17 protein-coding genes are annotated in these 21,197 nt (G+C 39.6%); 10 read left to right on the top strand and 7 right to left on the bottom strand.

The genetic code is table 11. The features are described from left to right. Positions 1–2: 2 nt before the first annotated feature. Positions 3–803 carry an ABC transporter permease gene (locus V7K79_RS21955; protein WP_335050365.1) on the top strand — a complete coding sequence of 267 codons (801 nt, stop codon included), beginning with the start codon at positions 3–5 and terminating at the stop codon, positions 801–803. 272 nt (positions 804–1,075) lie between these two features. Here the strand turns inward: V7K79_RS21955 and V7K79_RS21950 are convergent, their stop codons facing one another. Beyond that, a complete protein-coding gene (locus V7K79_RS21950) occupies positions 1,076–1,315 on the bottom strand; it encodes a hypothetical protein (RefSeq protein WP_335050363.1) in 240 nt (79 codons plus the stop codon). A gap of 121 nt (positions 1,316–1,436) precedes the next feature. Between V7K79_RS21950 and V7K79_RS21945 the strand changes: the two genes are divergently transcribed. The 4 genes from V7K79_RS21945 (at position 1,437) to V7K79_RS21930 (ending at position 8,055) form a co-directional block, all read left to right on the top strand. Beyond that, on the top strand, positions 1,437–3,980 hold the full coding sequence (locus V7K79_RS21945) for a penicillin acylase family protein (protein ID WP_335050361.1): 2,544 nt from the start codon (positions 1,437–1,439) through the stop codon (positions 3,978–3,980). Positions 3,981–4,415: 435 nt separating this feature from the next. Beyond that, positions 4,416–5,930: a C-3',4' desaturase CrtD gene (crtD, locus tag V7K79_RS21940; protein WP_335050360.1), complete on the top strand. Its 1,515-nt coding sequence runs from the start codon at positions 4,416–4,418 to the stop codon at positions 5,928–5,930. Positions 5,931–6,077: 147 nt separating this feature from the next. Continuing rightward, positions 6,078–7,184: a saccharopine dehydrogenase family protein gene (locus tag V7K79_RS21935; RefSeq protein WP_335050358.1), complete on the top strand. Its 1,107-nt coding sequence runs from the start codon at positions 6,078–6,080 to the stop codon at positions 7,182–7,184. A 481-nt stretch (positions 7,185–7,665) separates the two neighbouring features. Continuing rightward, positions 7,666–8,055, top strand: a complete 390-nt coding sequence (locus V7K79_RS21930; RefSeq protein WP_335050357.1) for a hypothetical protein — start codon at positions 7,666–7,668, stop codon at positions 8,053–8,055. Between the two features lie 186 nt (positions 8,056–8,241). Here V7K79_RS21930 and V7K79_RS21925 read toward each other — a convergent pair whose 3' ends face one another. Continuing rightward, entirely contained in the window at positions 8,242–9,540 is a 1,299-nt protein-coding gene (locus V7K79_RS21925) for a cation:proton antiporter (protein ID WP_335050355.1), read from the bottom strand. Positions 9,541–10,145: 605 nt separating this feature from the next. On the opposite strand from V7K79_RS21925, the gene V7K79_RS21920 reads away from it, so the two are divergent. After that, complete coding sequence (locus V7K79_RS21920; RefSeq protein WP_069069307.1) at positions 10,146–10,415, top strand: hypothetical protein; 270 nt, start codon at positions 10,146–10,148, stop codon at positions 10,413–10,415. A gap of 818 nt (positions 10,416–11,233) precedes the next feature. Continuing rightward, complete coding sequence (locus V7K79_RS21915; RefSeq protein ID WP_322698346.1) at positions 11,234–11,605, top strand: hypothetical protein; 372 nt, start codon at positions 11,234–11,236, stop codon at positions 11,603–11,605. A 73-nt stretch (positions 11,606–11,678) separates the two neighbouring features. Here the strand turns inward: V7K79_RS21915 and V7K79_RS21910 are convergent, their stop codons facing one another. Together V7K79_RS21910 and V7K79_RS21905 are read right to left on the bottom strand one after the other, a co-directional pair. After that, positions 11,679–12,818, bottom strand: coding sequence for a glycosyltransferase family 4 protein (locus V7K79_RS21910; RefSeq protein ID WP_335050353.1), 1,140 nt, complete (start codon positions 12,816–12,818; stop codon positions 11,679–11,681). A 63-nt stretch (positions 12,819–12,881) separates the two neighbouring features. Beyond that, positions 12,882–14,054, bottom strand: a complete 1,173-nt coding sequence (locus tag V7K79_RS21905) for a glycosyltransferase family 4 protein (protein ID WP_335050351.1) — start codon at positions 14,052–14,054, stop codon at positions 12,882–12,884. A 540-nt stretch (positions 14,055–14,594) separates the two neighbouring features. Between V7K79_RS21905 and V7K79_RS21900 the strand changes: the two genes are divergently transcribed. Further along, entirely contained in the window at positions 14,595–16,970 is a 2,376-nt protein-coding gene (locus V7K79_RS21900; protein ID WP_335050349.1) for a hypothetical protein, read from the top strand. A gap of 23 nt (positions 16,971–16,993) precedes the next feature. Here the strand turns inward: V7K79_RS21900 and V7K79_RS21895 are convergent, their stop codons facing one another. Beyond that, the gene (locus V7K79_RS21895; protein WP_335050347.1) at positions 16,994–17,278 is read right to left on the bottom strand and encodes a DUF2470 domain-containing protein; all 285 of its coding nucleotides are present in this window, start codon (positions 17,276–17,278) and stop codon (positions 16,994–16,996) included. 250 nt (positions 17,279–17,528) lie between these two features. Between V7K79_RS21895 and V7K79_RS21890 the strand changes: the two genes are divergently transcribed. Then, positions 17,529–18,284 (top strand): metallophosphoesterase family protein, encoded by a 756-nt coding sequence (locus tag V7K79_RS21890; protein ID WP_335050345.1) that lies wholly within the window; start codon positions 17,529–17,531, stop codon positions 18,282–18,284. A 91-nt stretch (positions 18,285–18,375) separates the two neighbouring features. Here the strand turns inward: V7K79_RS21890 and V7K79_RS21885 are convergent, their stop codons facing one another. Then, positions 18,376–19,239, bottom strand: coding sequence for a M48 family metallopeptidase (locus V7K79_RS21885; protein WP_335050343.1), 864 nt, complete (start codon positions 19,237–19,239; stop codon positions 18,376–18,378). Between the two features lie 394 nt (positions 19,240–19,633). On the opposite strand from V7K79_RS21885, the gene V7K79_RS21880 reads away from it, so the two are divergent. Next, the gene (locus V7K79_RS21880; RefSeq protein ID WP_335050341.1) at positions 19,634–20,167 is read left to right on the top strand and encodes a DUF4330 domain-containing protein; all 534 of its coding nucleotides are present in this window, start codon (positions 19,634–19,636) and stop codon (positions 20,165–20,167) included. 112 nt (positions 20,168–20,279) lie between these two features. Here the strand turns inward: V7K79_RS21880 and V7K79_RS21875 are convergent, their stop codons facing one another. After that, the gene (locus V7K79_RS21875) at positions 20,280–21,176 is read right to left on the bottom strand and encodes an alpha/beta fold hydrolase (protein WP_335050339.1); all 897 of its coding nucleotides are present in this window, start codon (positions 21,174–21,176) and stop codon (positions 20,280–20,282) included. Positions 21,177–21,197 lie beyond the last annotated feature (21 nt).

The raw sequence follows: 21,197 nt of genomic DNA, 5'->3' as shown, positions 1-21,197 counted from the left end.
CTATGAATGATTTTTTTCTTTACCTTCGATATATTTCTGTATCTTTTAAGTCGCAAATGCAGTACAAAGTTTCTTTCTGGCTGCAAATTATAGGGCAGTTTTTAGGAACTGCTATTGAATTTTTTGGAGTCTGGGCACTTTTTACTCGTTTTCATAGTATTGGTACGTGGACTTTAAATGAAGTTGCTCTATTTTATGGAATAGTTAATATTTCTTTCGCCTGTGCTGATGCCCTTGGGAAAGGATTTGACTCATTTACAACAATAATTAAAAGTGGAGACTTCGACCGTTTACTTCTTCGTCCACGCACTACAGCACTTCAGCTTTTAGGTCAAGAGTTTACTTTGAAACGAATCGGAAGATTTGTTCAAGGAATTGTTGTTATGGGATGGTCACTTTCATCACTCCACATTCCTTTAAATTTTAAAATTGTATGGCTTTTGGGTATTTCATTTATTGGTGGAGTTGCACTCTTTGTTGGCATTGTCATTATGCAAGCAACACTGACATTCTGGACTATTGAATCTCTTGAAATTATGAATGTCCTCACTTATGGAGGAGTCGAAACGGCTCAGTACCCACTTGCAATTTATAGCAAATGGTTTCAGCGATTTTTTACTTTTTTGATACCGCTTGCTTGCGTCAGTTATTTTCCTTTGCTTGCAGTACTTGAAAAAGAAGATGCGTTTTTAGTGCCTTTGTGGTTTTGTTATATCTCGCCAATCGCAGGTATTCTCTTTCTGATGGTTGTGCTGAAGCTTTGGAAAATAGGAGAGCGATACTATTGTTCTACTGGCAGCTAGTACCGCAAAGCAAAAGTCAAAAGTCAAAAATATGTAAGAATTCAGCACCCAGGAGTCAGGAGTCAGAATTTATCAGGAATCTAGAATGATTGGTATATAGCAGGAGGCAGAAGGCAGAAGGCAGGAGGTAAAACTATTACTATTCCTAGCTTTCACTCTTTTCAAATGTCCTAACCTATGTGACTACGGCTATATTTATTCATCAAAAGCTCTGCTGATTTTTTAACTATTCACCAATTCTGAGTTCTGACTCCTGAATTCTTACAAAAATATTATGGAATAAGCTCTTTAGAGATTTTAAATGGTTGCTCGTCTTGCAAAGTTCTGATACCTGCGGCGGGCTGCACCAACGACGGGAACAGCCGCTCAGACTTTGTGCTATTTATGCCGTGGCGTACTAAAACAACAAAATTTGGCGTTGCAGAACAGGGGGATGAATTTAGACAGGCTTTTAAAGCAGGAAGAGAAATTTTATAACTTGCTAAATCATCCCTCAATTCAGCAACGCCCAAAATTTTAACTGTGCACTCAGATGTATTTTAAATGGGCAGATCGCACTTTTTTTTTAAAGATTCTGATTAAATACCTTGTAAGATTGCCTAATTTCACTAAACAATGCCACGGAAAGCTCAAATGAAAAACTCCAGGAAGGGTTGGTTACGTAAAAGACTCAAAATTACTCTGATTTTCCTGTTAGTGCTAGGGCTATTGTTAGTGGGATTTGCCACCTACACTGTGCGTCAATCCTTTCCGCAAGAGAGTGGCACAATTCAATTACCTGAACTGAAAGCTGAAGTAACTGTCCAACGCGATAAATGGGGGATTCCCCATATTTATGCTGCCAACTCCCACGATTTATTTATGGCGCAAGGTTATATCCACGCCCAAGACCGCTTTTGGCAAATGGACTTTTGGCGACACATCGGTTCTGGGCGACTCTCAGAAATGTTCGGTTCTTCTCAAGTTGACACTGATAAATATCTGCGGACTATGGGTTGGGCAAGGGTGGCACAGCAAGAAATTCTGGAAATAAATGCAGAGATGAAGGCATACTTGGAAGCATACGCCGATGGTGTTAATGCCTATCTGGGAGAGCATCAAGGCAGCGCCCTGAGTCTAGAATACGCTGTGCTAAAATTCCTCAATCCTGGGTATAAGCCAGAACCTTGGCAAATACTGCATTCTCTGACTTGGGGTAAGGTAATGGCTTACGACTTGGGGAGAAATTTCGAGAGTGAAATTGAACGTGCTGTTTTGCTCAAAACTCTTAACCCAAATCAAGTAGAGGAACTTTTTCCACCATACCCTCAAGACTTGCCGGTTATTTTACCTGAGTTGCAGCGAGAAACAGGGGAAGCAGAAGAAGAAAGGGACAATAATGTTGAAGTACTTCTCAATTCTCCAGATGTATTACCTGCTTTAGAGTCAATTACTAAGCCAATGATGGCTTTAGAAGAACTCATCGGGCCCACAGGAATAGGTATTGGCTCGAACAACTGGGTGATATCTGGTCAGCGAACGGCGACAGGTAAGCCAATCTTGGCGAATGACCCCCACTTAGGTGTGCAAATTCCCTCTATATGGTATGAGGTTGGTCTGCATTGCACACCAAAGAGTGCAGAATGTCCCTACAACGTTTCTGGCTTTTCCTTTGCAGGAATGATTGGGGTAATTATCGGTCATAGCGATCGCATTGCCTGGGGTGTCACCAATGTACAATCTGATGTGATGGATTTATACATTGAGAAAATCAACCCAAAAAACCTTAATCAGTATGAGGTCAATGGCAAGTGGGTTGATATGCAACTCGTACAAGAGACGATTCAAGTAGCCGGAAGTCAATCGATTGTGCAAACGGTGCGCTATACCCGACATGGGCCGATTCTCTCTGATGTTTCGCCCAATCTGAAGCAATTCAAATCAAGTCAGCTGCTAAAATTACCGCAAAATTACGCCGTAGCCCTGCGCTGGACAGCCTTAGCACCTTCCAAGCTAGGGTATGCTATTCCCCAAATCAATCGCGCCCAAAACTGGCAGGAATTCCGCACTGCTGCCAGCAATTATGATGTCCCAGCTCAAAACTTGGTCTACGCTGATATTGATGGCAATATTGGCTACCAAATGCCTGGTAAATTTCCCATCCGCGCTAAGGGAGATGGGCGTTATCCCGTTCCTGGTTGGACGGATGAATATGAGTGGCAAGGCTATATTGACTTTGAGAAATTGCCCAAAAGTTTTAATCCATCCCAAGGTTATATTGCTACTGCTAATAATTTAGTTAACCGTAAATATCCTTACCTAATTACCGCAGACTGGGTTTATGGCTACCGAGCAAAGCGAATTGTTGAAATGATTTCACAACAAACCGAACCGATTTCCCTAAAGGATGTGCAGCAGATACAGGGTGACGATCGCAATTTAAATGCCCAAACATTAGTACCACTACAGCAATCTATCACTATTGATACCCCTCGTTTACAAGCAGCCCAAAAACTGTTGCAAGATTGGAATTTACAGTTAGGAATGACATCGCCTGCTGCTGCTCTGTTTGAAGTATTCTGGAAACACTTGTTAACAGATACATTTCACGATCAGTTACCTGAGAAATACTTTCCTAATGGAGGCGATCGCTGGTATGCTGTGGTGGCAAATCTGGTCAAACAGCCCAATAGTTCTTGGTGGGATAATCGCAATACCTCAAAAGTTGAAAACCGCGACCAAATCCTGCGACAGTCTTTTATAGAAGCTGTAGATGAACTAGAACGAATTCAAAGCAAAAATCCGAAAAACTGGAATTGGGGCAAGCTGCATACCATTACTTTTCGGAATGCCACCTTGGGTAAATCTGGGGTAGCACCGATTGAAGCTTTATTTAATCGTGGTGCTTTTGCGACATCGGGTAACGGTGAAACAGTGAATGCTAACCGCTGGATAGCAAATAAATCCTTTGAGGTGAGTGATATTCCTTCACTACGGATGATTGTAGATTTGGGAAATTTGGATAAGTCAGTAGCAATTCACACTCCTGGACAATCAGGCCATGCTTTCCATAACCACTACAACGATATGGTTGAACCTTGGCGCAAAATTGAATACCACCAGATGTTATGGGAATCAAAGAATGTTACAGCAAATACTATTGCCACACTAAGGCTAATTCCAAAAATTGCAGAGTAAAGGACAACATGATTATTTAAGTAGGTGGGTGGAAAAATTTATCGTTGAGAGGAGGCAGGGGGCAGGAGGGAAGAGGGTTTTAACCTAGTTAATTTTTATTCACATAGTTTGGTTTTATATATTGAGTAATTTATATAACTTAAATAATCACTTTGCGTGTAATTACATATACTTTGTCGCAAAAATTAAGTATAAATTTCGGATATTGAATTGTAGGTTTTAATCGCGTTGTTCATGAGTATTTGTCTATGGGCGCAACAACGCAGTGTAGTTTAAACAGCCTCCACTCTAAGTCCGTTAATCCTTTCCTGCGGAACGCTTCGCAAACAAACCGCCCAGCCATACTGTGATACACCCTTCTGATTTGAAAAGTAGTGAGATTAAGGTAAAATTATAATTATAAAGAAATGTTAATAATTTTCAACAAAACAATCAATGTTCAGCATTTCTATTGACAAAAGTAACTCTCATATCGTCATTATCGGTGCAGGAATAGGTGGATTGACTGCTGGAGCATTATTAGCTCATAGAGGTTACAGAGTCTTAATTTTGGATCAAGCCCTCGTACCAGGAGGCTGTGCTTCAACCTTTAAACGCCAGGGATTTACCTTTGATGTGGGAGCAACTCAGGTGGCGGGGTTGGAACCAGGGGGAATTCACCACCGCATTTTCTCAGAATTGTCAATAGATTTGCCACAAGCAACGCCTTGCGATCCTGCTTGTGCGGTGTATTTACCTGGAGAAACCACACCCATCAACGTTTGGCGCGACCAAGAGAAATGGCAAGAGGAACGACAAAAACAGTTTCCTGGTAGCGAACCGTTTTGGCAGTTGATGGCAACTTTATTTGCTGCTAGTTGGGAATTTCAAGGACGTGACCCGGTACTACCACCGCGTAATTTATGGGATTTGTGGCAGCTAACTCAGGCGGTGCGTCCCAGTACATTAATTACCGTACCCTTCACCTTGTTTACAGTAGGAGATGCTTTACGGTTATATGGACTGGGAAATGACCAACGATTGAGAACTTTTTTAGATTTGCAACTAAAGCTATACTCCCAGGTGGATGCAGACGAGACAGCATTGCTTTATGCAGCAACAGCGTTGAGTGTATCCCAACTGCCTCAAGGATTATTTCACCTCCAAGGAAGTATGCAAGTATTAAGCGATCGCTTGGTACAATCCCTAGAGAGAGATGGCGGCAAACTATTGATGCGCCATACAGTAGAACAAATCAAAGTAGAAAACGGTAAAGCCAGTGCTGTAGTTATTAGAAATCAGAAAACTGGCGAAGTTTTGACAGAAGCAGCCAACCACATAGTTAGCAACGTCACCGTACAAAATTTGGTGCAGTTATTAGGAGAACAAGCGCCATCTGGATATAAAAATCGGGTGGAAAAATTGCCCCAAGCATCGGGTGCTTTTGTGGTCTATTTAGGTGTAGATGCCAGCGCAATTCCGCCGGAATGTCCTCCCCATCTACAATTTATGTATGATGTCAATGGCCCCATTGGCGAGAATAATTCCCTATTTGTTTCCGTGAGTCATCCTGGAGACGGCCGCGCCCCGGAGGGGAAAGCAACAATTATCGCTTCTTCATTTGTCGATCCTGGACAGTGGTGGCAGACTGATGATTATGAAGGACTAAAAGAAAAGTTTACCCTGCAAGCGATCGCTCGTCTTGCCCAATACTTTTATCTCAAACCAGAAACTATTATTCATCAAGAAGCCGCAACACCGCGCACCTTTGCTCATTACACAGCCCGCGATCGCGGTATAGTTGGTGGTATTGGTCAAAGAATACCCACTTTTGGCCCCTTTGGGTTCGCCAATCGCACACCAATCCAGAATTTGTGGTTAGTTGGTGACTCCACCCATCCAGGGGAAGGTACTGCTGGGGTGAGTTATTCGGCACTAACGGTAGTTAGGCAAATTGAAGCGCAAATGTAGTACTTTGTAAACTTAGTTTTGAGAAACCTGTTTACAAGTATTTAGATAGAACAGAAATTTTATTAAATACTATAAATCATACTTATAACCGATGCTAAATAGGACGCAAAACTGATGAAATAAGGTTAGTGTTGCGAATTTGGAGTAATGAGAGACAGCGTTTTAATTCTTGGTGGACGAGGGCGGATTGGTAGCAGTGTTGCTCAGGATATAGCTACCCATACGCAAGCTCAAATTACGATTACTGGACGTTCTGCGGAGTTTGGCAAGGCTGTGAACTTGTCTTCGGGAGGACGAGTACAGTTTTTGGTATTAGACTTGGCAGAAGTTGACAAGCTGCGAGATGCGATCGCAAACTCTAACTTAGTCATCCATTGTGCTGGGCCATTTCACTATCGAGATGCTAATGTTCTCGAAACCTGTATTGCTGAAGGCGTTAATTATCTAGATGTTAGTGACCATCGGTCTTATACCAGCAAAGCTCTTAATTATCATGAAAAAGCTGCTGCTGCTGGTGTGACAGCAATTATTAATACTGGCATTTTTCCTGGTATTTCTAATAGCATGGTACGCCAGGGAGTTGAACAATTCGAGCGACCAGAAAAGATCCATTTAAGTTATTTGGTTTCAGGTTCTGGGGGTGCTGGTATTACAGTGATGCGGACAACTTTTTTAGGGTTACAATTTCCTTTTGAGGCTTGGATAGATGGAAAATGGGAAATAGTCAAGCCTTACAGTGAAAGAGAAGTAATTGAGTTTCCATCTCCATATAAACGTAGCGGAGTTTACTGGTTTGATATGCCAGAAACCTTTACACTGCCCCATGCATTTCCATCAGTTAAAACTGTAATTACTAAGTTTGGCTCTGTTCCAGATTTTTATAATCATCTAACTTGGATTGCGGCACACATTTTTCCCAAGTGGTTAATGCAGCGTCGTTACATGATTGAATTTCTGTCTCATGTTAGCCATTCAATGACAGATGTCACTAATAATTTTAGTGGAATTGGAGTAGCTGTTCGTTCTGAGGTGACAGGGCAGAAAAATGGTAAGACAGCCGTTTATTGCTCAACCGTAGTGCATGAAAATACAGCTGTGGCTTCTGGTTACGGCACAGGTAGTATTGCCCAATTATTGCTAGAAGGTAAACTCAAAAAACCCGGAGTTTTTCCTGTAGAAGAAGCCTTACCAACAAATTTATTTGAACAAGTAATGCAAAGCCGAGGAATTAAAATTAATCATAGTTGGTCATAAATGTTTATCCAATAAGAAAGTCAAATATTAGTTTATTTAAGTAGACTTGAGTTATTATTTCATAATTTTAGTTCTGGACAGTATGTTATTAATACCAATTTGAAAGAAGAATGCTAAAAATAGACTAATTGTAGCAACGTAATTTATCGCGTCTTTACCGAAAGATATATTGCAATCATTAATTGAATTAGTATAAGTACAACAATTTTGGACTATAGCAATTCTCATTTTAAACAGGTATACAGGTTAAGATTACACAACTTTATACTACTATTAAATTATTTATGAACCAGAAAATCCCCGACTTCTTAGAGAAGCCGGGGATTTTAGTCTTGTGAGATTACTACAATAACTGAAAATTAATATACCTTGAGGTAGAAGAAAGAACTGTACTTAAACACATAGGATGCCTGTGAGCCTAAGATATTTAGTTTATTTTCTACCTAAAAAGGCTCATAACAAAAGATTGGGAGGTTTTTTCATGCAAAAAATTCTATTAAGTTTGAAACAAGCATTACGTTCAAGCTTTTTGATTATTGGTTTGATGGTTTTCATCAGCTTGTCGGGTTCCTTCATTTTCATTCAGCAAGCTAGTTATGCAACTACTGTTGAAGAATTAAAACTAATACCTCCAGAGTATAAACCAAATTCTCAAGAAAAAATTAATCGCGCTAACGAATATGACCCAGGTGTTGGCGTTCAAGAAGAAGGGCGAGAAGAAGCTTATGAAGAAGCAATAAAGGATGGAGAAAACCTTAATACTATGGAGAAGGCTTACGAAAGGAATTTGAAAGTAGAGAGAGAACAAAATTCTCCAGAAAGTTTCGGTGAAAAAGCGAAAGAAGTTATTGAAAAGGTGACAGGTAAATAGAAAATAGAAACTAACCCCCTAACTTCTTCTCAACAAGAGATGCAAAATAATATTCAAAGCCTCTCTCCAGTTTAAAATCAGGTTTAGAAAATTAAATTGCAGGTGTGTTATGCCAAAGGCTAACGCACCATCAGTAATTTTAGGTGAGTTGCGCTAATGCAATAACGCAATTTCCAAAAATTACTTTTACTCAAATTCATCTATTGTAGTGGGAGGAGTATTTTTTTTATGATTAGCAAAATTGCGCTCATACCACTTCATTAATGGAGTTGTACTAATTCCATGCACAATCACCGAAACTACAATAGTAGTGTAAGTTATCCAAGCAATTTTTTCGCCTGCTTCACCTTTTAAGCCATGACCAAATGCGTAGGCAAGATAATATAAAGAACCAACACCACGAATACCAAACCATCCAAATAATAACCGAGTTCCTGGATGTAAGGTTCGGCGGTGTGATTCTAAAGGACGTTTACCTATTGTGCTAATCCAAACTCCTACAGGTCTGATTATTAAGAATAACAAAATTATTACTAAAAAAGATTGCCCAGCATAGTTGAGCATTGGCCGCAATAATAATATTGAACCTAATAGTAAAATTGTCCCAACTTCTAGCAGTTTCTCAATTTGCTCAACAAATTCCAATTCTGCTAGCGGTTTTTCAGGATTTCTGTAACTGCGTTGGACAACTAATCCAGCAACGAATACTGCTAGAAATCCATAACCATTAACCATTTCTGTTAAGGAATAAGTTAGGAAAATTGTGCTGATAGCAACAAAGTCTTCCATTAACTTATCAGCAGCACGGCGTTTTTGAACTTTTTCTTCAATCCAAACTATAGATTTTGCAACAACAATTCCCATAACAATACCACTTGCGATCGCCCAAACTAAATCAACCGCAATCCACTGTTTAAACCAGTTGCTCCAGTTGCCATTTTCTAAGGCGTGAAGACCAAAATAAACGAAGGGAAAAGCTAAAGCATCATTTAACCCACCTTCAGAAGTTAAACCAAATCTCAATTCATCTTGGTCATTTGTACTGGTGAGTTGTACCTCTGATGCTAATACTGGGTCGGTAGGTGCGAGAATTGCTCCTAATAAAATTGCTTCCCCCCAATTCATTCCTAAAAACAATTTACCTACAACAGCCAGAGCAAAAATTGAAATTGGCATCAGAAATGCAATCAATCTCACCGTAATATCCCAAACACCCAACTTTAGAGGCCGAATAATTCTTAAGCCGCAGCTAAACACAGAAATAATTACTACAAGTTCTGTTATTTTCTCCAGTAGTTCGGTGTTGAAAACGTCATCTCGACGTAATTGAATCAGCCCAAATCCATAAGGGCCTAGAAAAATACCAACCAATAGGTAGATGATGGCAAAAGAAAGAGGTAAGCGAGCAATCCAACCTGATCCTAACGTTACCATCAGCAAAAGTAGACCAATTACAAATAGGTCAATAATATAGGCATCTATCATATAGCGATTTACATAAATATAAGGTATTGCTTTGTAAGCTTAGTTGCAATACGTTTGTATTAGAATTTACCTATGGGCAGATTTTCTGGGATTAGGAATTCAGAGACACCACCAAATCGAAGAAGAAAGGAATAGATAAATTTGGCGTTGGCTTTGCCCATCGTAGAAATCGCGCTTTGATTATTTGTTAGAAGTCCTTTAAACAATCGGATGTAGCACAGGAATATAGCTAAGACACACCTATATGCTTTTAGCAATGGTTTATAAGCTAAACGACATTTAATCCAAAATTTATATAACTCTTGTGGCATAGGCCGAAAAGCCTACGCTAATTATGCAAGTTAAAGATGGAACAGCTTAATAGCTTAATCATGTCCGATTAAAGACTTATGATTAAGACCGCCCAAGGGAGGGATTTTGGGCTTTCTGCATAGATTCGGGAATATAGCTAATTAGCCGAACATGATATATTTCCTACTTTCTGACTCAGATATCGCCCAATTTAGTACAAATATACTATAATATGTATAGCGTCCACAAAGCCTAGCCAAATGCATAATGGCTCTGTGAAAACCTTCTGGAAGATGGATTCAAGGGTTAGTTCGATGATGAAGCATTATATTCTCAACCTCAATCCGACTGCCAAGCATGAATGGGATCGGTGTATTTTACGTGACCCGTTGACTGCCAAACGTCCAGACATTGCTAAACTAATTGCCGAAGCAGTTGGTGCTGATACAGGTAGTTATTTGGTCAGCGTAAATATTGAAGTTCAAGTTTTGCAGCAAGCGGCAGTACCTCAAGCCGAACAACTCTCGCTTTCATTTCCAGAAGTGAGTGTGCCGTCACAACCACAACTGCGGGAAGCGGCTTGAGCTAAAGTACAGAATTTAGCAGAAAATAATTAGCCTGCATAAGCAGGCTTACTTTATTAGCCGCAGACTTCAGTCTGATGGCCAAATAAGTTATGGGTATATGGGCGGACTTAGTTTTAAATAGGACTTAAGCACAAGTTACGGAATAACGAACCGCAGAGAGAAGCCAGTGCGCCCTTGCGGTTAAGAGACTTGTTCGCGCAGCGTCTCCCCTTCTCCCAAAGGGAGAGGCTAGCGCCAAGGGAGAAGCAACTGGCGCGGCACGGAGAAATAAGAGTTTGAGAGATATTTTGCGTAAGTCCTATTAAAGATAAAATTAATGGTGTTATTCAAAAAACATCTCTAGACATTACAGCTATTTTCAGGTAAATAGACCATGCGGTAAGGGCGGAAGACCTTACGCCCCTACAACAGATGTAGTTCAAATACATCAAAACTGCTGTAATGACGATCTAGATTCATTTTTACTCTTATGTCTAAAGCTAATTTGAAAATTTAAAAATTTGGCTGATATAGAGTATATATAAAGATGAATGAGATTTAAATTTCAAATTATATCAAGAGTTTATTTGAACTTGATTATCGTTAAAATTTTGAAAAATGACTGGAAATAATTAGTGGAAAATAATCGGCATAGCTGCACTTAAGACATCGCTTTTTCTCCCCTAATTATTTACATTTAGACTATAATATATATATAGCGTCCACCAAGCTGAGTTAAGTGTAAAACTGCTATGTGACAGCCTTTCGGTAAATGAATTCAAAGGTTGGCTTTATACTTAAACACTACATTATTGACCTTAGAGGAAAATTATTAAATGATGCAACTGAGTCATTATCCAGGTGCGATCGCACAAGCTGCTCAACGGGCTAATGAAATAGACTCTCAGTTGATGGCAGTGCAGCATCAAGTTAACCGATTTGAAGGCAATGCAGACCGCACCGCCGCCTTTGAGATGGATTTGAAAAATGATGCTCAACGCAAGGCTCGTCGCTTTGAGGTGCTGCTTGTAAATCAGGAATATCAAAAAGCAATAGATACCCAAATTCGATTAACTGTCGATAAAGCAAATGCCATCGCTCATTTGGAATATCTGCGTAACCAGTTTAGTGTAGCTAAGTTGGAAGCAAGATTAGCGATCGCTCAACAACTCTCTGATTTTGAGTCTCGTGAATTAGTTGGTTTATAATCACACCCACAAAACCCAGACGTGAATTTGGCGTTATCCAAATAAAATCGGTGATTGTAGATTAGCCAAGTAACTATAATCTGTGGGATAGCAGTTGGGCAATTTGCTGGTTAATAATTGCAATATCAAAACGCTGACTAGCAGTAGTTCGGGCATTATTGGCAATAGTTGCAGTTATTTCCGTCTCCTGTAAACAAGTGCTAATTACTTGTGCAAGTTCCTGGGATTCTCCTGGTGTGACTAAAAAACCATTAAGTCCATGTTCTACTAATTCCATTACACCCCCGGCTTTGGCTGCAACTACAGGTTTTTCACATAGCATCGCCTCTACAATCACTCTACCAAAGGGTTCTGGTGAAGTAGAGGTATGTGCCACCAAGTTACAAACTGCCATTAACTGGGGAATATCAGAACGAAATCCTAAAAATTTGACACGGTTTTCTAGCCCCAGTTCACTAACTTGTTGGTGTAACTTTTGGACATAATCTTGTTCACCAAATAGTGCATCACCCACTAAAATTGCTATCACCTCTAGCGGACACTTAGCAAGGGCATCAATTAAAATATGCTGTCCTTTCCAAGGTGCAAGACGGCTAAAGTGTCCAACAACAAATTTTCCTTCTAATCCTAACTGTTGTTGTAATTTATTAATGTCATATTCATCAAGTTGATAAATTTTTGGATTAAAGCCGTTATAAACAACTTCGATGATATCTGAGCGCCCTCCTGCTTGCACAAAGGCTATTTGACTAGCTTGAGAATTCGCAATTACTAATGATGCAAAACGATTAGCTAAATTAATAGCAATGCGAAGATTAGTTTGGCTAAAATGTTCTTTGGAAAGAATATCGTGTAAATGATAAACTAAAGGACGACGACTGAAAAAACTTGCCAATGCTCCGACAACTAATGCTTTTTGGGTGTTAGCGTAGATTAAATCGTATTCACGTGCTTTTTTAACTACCTTACTAATCAAAGGTGCAAGTTGTCCGAGACTCTTGAATCCTTGTACCAAACTACTTTCTTTATGAACTTGGATGGCTTGAGTTGTGAAGACTTCTACTGGAATATGATTTTGCTGTAATAAATGTTTAAATGAGCCATCTGCAAATAAACCTACTAAAGCCCGATCGCCATAAGGTTTAGCAATATCTATTAAACATAATTCCGCACCGCCGGGTTTACCGCTTTGATCTAAGAAAAGAATTCTCATTTAACCTGTACTTTATCTAGTTTTATTCATGTAGCACACCTAAAATTTATAAGATTCACTTATTTAAGCTAATAAAACATTCCGTACTTGCTGGGCAATTTGATTCCAGTCGTAGTGTGTGGTGGCGTATTGGCGACAGGCCGATCGTGAAGGTATGGGGATATTTCCCAAAAGCACTTGTTCTAATTTTTCAGCAATCGCTGAGGCTTCTGTTGAAGTCGTAATTAAATCGGGTGAAAATTCTGATAAAATTTCTGGCATTCCGCCAACTGGAGTACATAAAACAGGAGTACCACAGGCTAGAGACTCAACTATTACTAATCCAAATCCTTCAAAGGATTGACTAGGCATAATAGTCAATTCAGCAGCTTGATAAGCCATAGGTAATTGCTCATCAGGGAGAAAACCTAAAAATTTAACGTTGTCTTCTAGTCCTAATTCTGTAGCCTGTTGTTGTAGTGCAGCTTGAATGTGACCACGACCTGCGATCGCTAACCAAACATCTGGTATTCTGGGCTTAATTATAGCTAGAGCTTGCAATAATTTGTCAACTCCCGTTCGATGCACTAAGCGGCGTGATGTAAATATAATCCGGCGATTATTAGGCCAGTCTAGCTTTGCACAAGCCTCCTGGGGTGATAAATTTGGTTGAAACCAATTAATATCAACTCCACCGGGAATAACATTAATTTTGCTCCACGGTATTTGATATTTATCATGCAAAACTTTTCCAAAAGCTTTGCTCAAAACAATGAAGCGATCGCAGCGATTATAAGTATTTTTTTCTATTAACCAATGCTTAATTAAAAGACTGAGGTTTTTATTAACTACCTCTTGCTGACTCTCAGAAGCCCAAGGGCCATGAAAGTTAAAAGTAACTGGTACTTGCGTTGGCAAAATATCTAAAATAGGAAAGCTGTATAATGCAAAGTGCAAATTAATAGCATCTGGTTTGCTCATTCTTGTTTTCTGAAAATTATTACGAATCGACCATAATCTTTGCCAAATAGCACTATTGGGAGAAGCTAAGTTAGTTAGTTTAATCGGTGAATTTAGTTCAGTCTCAGGTAAACCGACTCCACATAATTCAATTTGATCTTGATTTGCAGCTAATTTATGAGTTAGTTCATAAATATACCTTTCTAGTCCTCCGGGACTTTTGGGAAACCAGCCTAATCCAAGGGTGAGAATAGATGCAGATGATGAATTTAAACTTATTTTTTTATTAGCTTCCATTGATATATCTCCTATAAATATATTAAAACTGTAGTGACACACAGCTGTGCGCCCCTACTGCGTGTTGTAGCCAAACCCGAATCACTATAATTTTGGAATACACATTACTAATAATAGTTTTTTTATTGAACACCAATTTATAAACTATTTATATGCCAACGTCAATAATGAATTTAAATCTGTACTCTTGTTAACTAAATAATACTGACTACGATAGATATTGTACTTAAAAATCATCAAGCTGTATGCTAGATATGCCACTAAGAAAATACTGATTAATAACAAATACTGTATTACTTTTTGCAATCAGTAAAATAAATCTTACGATGCTTACAGTATTACTTAATATTTTAAATAATAATGTGTTTTTGATAAAGTTTATATGAATAGTGCATTTTTCATCCTGATAGTCTTTTATTGATATATCATCAGATATCTTGTTGCAAAAAAAATGTTTACTGGCGAATTAAAAAATAGTCATATTTTATGCGGATTTCATAAAAACTAATTGTATATAAATAATTAAAAACTCAAAAATATATGAGAAATAAACTACTGACGAAGTTAGTAAAACTTTGTCATAAACTCAATCAGCAGATAAAAAAATTATTTAATACTAGATATTTACAAAGAAGTAAATCTTTAATTTTTTTGCTCATTATGACTGTTGCAGTCATCATTACTAGCATCGGAATGACAACAAACTGGGCAAAAATAAAAATACCGACAAATACATACGAAGCATCATCGATAAGTAATACTGATAGTACCAATCTGCGAATACAAAACAATATTGAAATATCCAAGCTTAACTACAAAGCATCGTTGAGAAGTAATACTATTAACAGTAAAAATTTGCTAGTAGAAAACAATACTGAAACACCCACATCTAATTACAAAACATCGTGGATAGGTAATACTATTGGCAGTGGAAATCTGCGAGTACAAAACAATATTGAGGCCATGTATGTTGCCCATGATGGCACAGTTTATACCAACAGCCATTGGGATGAAGCAGCAATGGAGGCAGGAATATATAAAGATGGTAAGGTTATTGCTGCCCTTGGGGATACTCACGGTTGGAGTCGTGGTGGTGGTAAAGCTGTAACAGCAAATAGTAAATATGTTTACATTGCCATGACTCAAGGTTCGAGGGGCAATATAAAAGAAGATTACCCACCAGAAGGAACAACTTGGTATAGCGTTAGACGCTATGATTTGTCAGGAAAACCTGCACCATTTCCGAATGGGCGTGGCTGGGATAAAAGTATGTTCATTACCAGTACTAAAAGTGAAGTTACTGGATTAGCAACTATAGGAAGCGAGTTGTATGTGAGTGATTTTGCTGCTAACCGGATTCGCGTTTATGATACTGATATGATGAAGGAACTCCGTAGCTTTACTGTTGCTAATCCGGGAGCAATAACTATTGATTCACAAAAAAATCTGTGGATTATTCAAAGTAAAAATGGTAGTAAGCCTGCAAAAATTTTACATTACTCCCAAAGTGGAAAGCAATTACCGCAACAGATTGCAGATATCGTCGAACCAACAGCGATCGCAATTAATCATCAAGGTAAGCTGTTAATAGCAGAAAATGGCCCACGTCAGCAAATGTTGACTTATGACATCAAAGATAAACCTGTACAAGTGGGTAGTTTTGGTTCTAAAGGCGGTATCTATGCGGGAGTTCCTGGTGAAGTTCGAGATTTGAAACTTTACGGACTTACCGGAGTCGGTACAGATGCTTCGGGTAATATTTATATAAATAGTAATGGTTTCAACAAATCAGGAACAGATTTGCGGAAATTTTCGCCATCGGGAAAACTAATGTGGCGATCGCTGGGATTGATATTCGTCGATAATGCAGATGCCGATCCGAAAACCGATGGTGTCGATTTATTCACCAAACAAGAACACTATCTGATGGATTACAGTAAGCCTGCTGGTAAGCAATGGACTTACAAAGCCTACACCTTAAATGCTTTCAAATATCCTCAAGATCCACGTCTGCATACATCCCCAGATGGAACTTTTGTTCGCCGCATCCAAGGGAAGCCGTTTTTGTTCCTCACAGATATGTATAACAGCTTTCTGCAAATATATCGTTTTAATTCCGCCACAGATGGTAAAGTCGCCATACCCGCCGGAATGTTTGTCGGTACTAATAGCGCCGAGAAACCATTTATCACCGGAAATTGGCCACCCTATCAACCAGAAAAAGGGGAATGGATCTGGCGTGATCGCAACGGTAATGGCAAATTTGAAAAGAACGAATACGATCGCAGCAAAGATTATCCTTATCTCGGTGGTTGGTGGGTAGACAGCAAAGGAGATGTTTGGAAAGCTTTGCGAACAGAAGATGGCATTCGACATTATCCTTTACAGGGAATAGATTCTAAAGGCAACCCCATCTACAGCTATAGTTCGATGGAAAAACAAACTACTCCCAAAATATTTAACGACTTGCGGCGGATCGAATATTTCCCAGAAACAGATAGTATGTATTTGTCAGGTTTTACGGGAGATCGCCCTGCATTTAGTGACGATGCTGGAGTTGCTGGATCTGAAATTGCCCGTTTTGACAATTGGAGTAAAGGAAATCGCACTCCCAAATGGCGGATTGTAATTCCCTACGACAGTACCGGGAAACGTGAAGTGTCTACAGCAGCAATCAGTGTGGCGGGAGATTATGTATTTGCCGTCACAGTCAAAACCGCAGAAGTATATGTCTACAATGCCAAGACAGGAACGCAAGTACAAAAGTTAAAGCCAGGCCCAGAAGTTGGCAGCGAAAGTGGCTGGATTGATATACCCTACGGTATTCGCGCTTTTCGGCGTTCTAATGGTGAACATCTGGTATTTGTGGAAGAAAATTGGAAAGGAAAAGTGATTATGTATCAGCTGGCAAAGTGAGTATTTACAGCAATTGTCATTTCCTATTTAGCCTTTACCCGCGCCTGCTTCACCATTGCAATCAAAGTTTGATGGGCATCTTCCGCATCTACTAAAACATGATCAAATTGAATGCGAACTAGTACAGTTTCCCCATTTACTTGCGCTGTTAAATCCATACCCTGTCCATCAATTGACAGCATTTCGGCTGCGATCGCATCTTTTACACCACCAAAAGCTTTAGCATAAATAACTACAGCATCAGCATGATCGTCATTCATGTGCTTGCAGATGCGCGAACTAATTTCAGCAGAGAAACCATTAGACATTGTGAACTTAAAAGTGATGAATATGGCAACAACCTAAATTATCGGCTAAATAGTTCAAATTAGCAGAAAAAGCTAGTCTTACGCCATCCTTATTATAAGTTATTGTATATATTTGATAAGTTAGGTTTATTACTTGTACAAAAATTAAATTAAAATAACCATTATCCAGTATTTTTACCTTTCATTGCGGAAAGCAGACAGCGTAAACTGTAGCAGGAGTATTAGCCAAAACTATTGCAGCTAAGAGACAATGAGCGAAACTAGCCCCAGACGAATTGTAATTGGGGATGTGCATGGACACTATGAAGGTTTAATGACATTGTTGGAGGCGATCGCCCCCACCTCAGAAGATCGAGTCTATTTTCTGGGAGACTTAATAGATCGCGGACCTCATAGCGCACAAGTAGTTAATTTTGTCAAGCAAAATAACTACTCCTGTTTATTGGGAAATCATGAGCAGATGTTACTAAGCATTCTGACTAATGAAAGGACTTCCTCCTCGACAATGCAAGCATGGCTGTTTGGTGGAGGGCAAGCTACCGTGGCCAGTTACCAAGAGGCTCCAATTCCTAGTGACCATCTGGATTGGTTAAAAGCTTTGCCTACATACCTTGACTTGGGGGATATTTGGTTAACTCATGCTGGTGTTGACCCTTGCAAGTCGGTGATAGAACAAACTGCCGATGAACTGTGCTGGATACGAGAGGAATTTCACAGCATTGAAAAACCCTACTTTCCAGATAAACAAATTATCATTGGTCATACCATTACCTTTACCCTGCCGGGTGTTTCTCCTGGGAAACTGGCTCAAGGCAAGGGATGGCTAGACATAGATACTGGCGCTTATCATCCTCGGAGTGGCTGGTTGACTGGATTAGATGTCACAAATCAGTTGGTTTATCAAGTTAATATTTTTAAAAATTATATCCGTATGCTGCCTTTAGAAGAGGTTGTAAGTACGGTCGATCCAGCCAAAATTAAAGTCGCTCGCCGCGATAAGAATTGAGCAATATTTGAAATGAGGGGGAGTGGGAGAAATTAATTAAAAATTAAAAATTAAAAATTAAAGAACCTCCTGCCTCCTGCCTCTTCTTGCCTCAAGACCTTGCCAATGGTTGAATATTAGCTTTATAACTAGCTTTATCCAAGCCATATTTTCCATTACTAGGTTGAGAGTTAATTGCACGTCTGAGGGCTTCAATGCGATCGCTAGTTCCGGGGTGTGTACTCAAAAATGTTGGAGTAGAACCACCCTTTTTCAGCAGCTTTTGCATAAAAGAGACCATTGCCGACTGGGCATAACCAGTACGTGTCAAAGTTCGTAGTCCTCTTTGATCGGCTTCAAATTCGTTTTTACGACTACGTGGTAAGTCTCGTGCTACCTGGACACCAATTTGCACTGCGGAATTTCGATCTAAGCCAGCCGCCGTTAATAGACCACTTTCGAGGGCTTTTTGCTGCATCTGCTTGACTACGTGTTTCCCACCAATGTGACCAATTTCATGAGCGAGTACACTTGCTAGTTCCGCTTCATTGTCTGCGGTTTTCAGCAAACCCGTATGGACATATACATAGCCGCCCAAAGTCGCAAAAGCGTTAATAGAGTCATCCTGAACTATCTGGAAATTATAGGGGAGATCGGGGCGATCGCTATTTGCTGCTAAACGCCGACCAACTTGCTCTACATAACGATTCACTTCGGGATTACGGTAAAGTCGGACTTGACTACCGACTAATTCCTGATTAATCTGCTTACCAAGATCAACTTCTTGATTAGGGGATATATTAGAAAGCTGAAATGCCTGAAATCCTTGGAGTAGAAGAGGCAAGAAATCTAAAGTTCTTCCCGGCAAGGGTGTACTCAGGCACAGACTCAGGGCGACTACCACTGAAATTAAAGGATAAAACCAGCGACGCCGCCATACACGGTAATTTGCAGTAAAACCTTTCCAATTGAACATAATACGCTTTGAAGATTATTTCGGGAGAACATAAAATGAGGGGACAAATTATGAGACGGATTTAGAGTATTCTAAGTTGCATTCTTAACTCAAGACTAAAGGAGTTGTCATACAGATAATCTGGACTCAAATCTACCTAGCTGCGGGAGGCTAAGGATTCTCTCTAGAGATAAGCTTAAAACACTAGATTTTAATTTCTAGGTGCTTCAGTATTAACTGGTAAAAATTTGAGGATTAGCTGCCATTCTTCAGAAATTACGAACTTGTGATAAACTGTCGCATAACCTCAACCCCGAGTACTTTTCCTTTATTACCAGATAGGGAAAATTACCGTTCCCATCGAAAACTTTCTTGCTACAATCCATTACTTCGCTATTACCTTGGAAAACTTTTTATGGCTATTTTAGATTCAAAAGGTCGCTTATTTGGCAAAATCAATCTCCTAGATTTAGGTGCGGCGCTGGTAATTTTACTAGTCATCTTTGGCATCTTTGTTTTTCCTGGTACTTCTGGTTCCGTTGCCCAAGTCGGTGCGAAAACAGTGCCTATAGAAGTAGACTTAGTAGTTCGTGGGTTGAATGTACGCGACCCAGAAAGATTAATCGATAATGGGTTCAAAAAAGGTGAAAAAACCAATGTAATTATCCGCAATCAACCATACGGAGAAATTGAAATTAAATCTATTCAACAGCTACCTAGAACAATCAATGTCTTCCAACCAGATGGTACTGTTAAAGAACTGCCAGATCCAAAAAGAAACAATTATAGTGCAGATTTTCTTTTGACTTTAGATGGCAAAGCCCAAGTTACTGAAAGCGGGCCAGTTTTGGGTAACAGTAAAGTGAAAATTGGGATGCCATTTGAGTTAGAAGGCTTTAACTACAACTTCAATGCAACTGTTATTGATATTAGATTGAAAGACAAATAGTATTGTCACTTTTGTTGAGAATATTTTCTTTAGCAATCTTATTAAACATCTGGTAAAAAAGAACGTAGAGACGCGTTCGCTTTGCAAAACAAACGCGTCTCTACGACTCATGTTAATTAAGCAAAGGCAAAAACTTGCGAATTAACCCGATTGTCACTGCTGGCAATTCCAACTGTGGTGTTAATCCGACATCTTCCAACTGTTGAAAAAATCGGATTGCTTGAGGATTGATTTCAGCAAGGCGGCGACCAATTGAGGGGCCTGTAAATTCTGACTTTTGTCCCCAAATAATGGCGCTGGGAGTAGTTAATTGTTGAATATAAAGGGATAAATCAAAGCACAAATCGCCACGAACAAAGGACAGTGCTGCATATTCAGCATTAGGCTGTTGGGCAGATTGTAAATAAGCATCTACAATTTCTTCGTAGACTCGATTTGATTTAGCAAATTGTCTTTGTTCTAAGAAGCTGCGAATACCACCACTAGTAGCAACTCCAGTGCTGTAAAGTAAACGATCGACAATGGGAACGCTAACTAACTGGGCAAAAAAACTACGGGAGTAGTCTTCACCAAAGTCAGAAAGTCCGGCGGGGGTGGTAAGAATTAAAGACTTGAATAAATCAGGACGAGCTGCTGCTACCCGAATTATAAATCCTGCGGTTAAAGAAGAAGCGATCGCTGTTACTGGCCCAGTACAAGTCTGCTCGAAAAACTCCCGAATCGTGGTCAAATAATCCTCAATCTTGTAACTCCGTGCTGGATGTTCAGACCTACCCCAACCGAGCAAATCTGGCGCAATGACTCGATATTCAGCCGCAAAAGCCGGATAAACTTTCGACCACTCATAAGCAGAAGACCCACCACCAAAGCCGTGCAGGAATACCAAAGTTTCCCGATTGTCTTTGGCAGTTCCATCATCCTGCCAAGGTGCTCCAGTAGCAGTGTAATATACCATTCTACCTAGTGAGGTATCTATAGAACGTTGTTCAAATCCTAGTGGTTGAAACATAAGTATTTTTGTGTTGACTGT

Source organism: Nostoc sp. (assembly GCF_036917575.1).
In the GTDB taxonomy this organism is placed as follows: domain Bacteria; phylum Cyanobacteriota; class Cyanobacteriia; order Cyanobacteriales; family Nostocaceae; genus Nostoc.
Note: the sequence above shows the minus strand (reverse complement) of the source record. Positions and strands in the feature narration are given on the sequence as shown.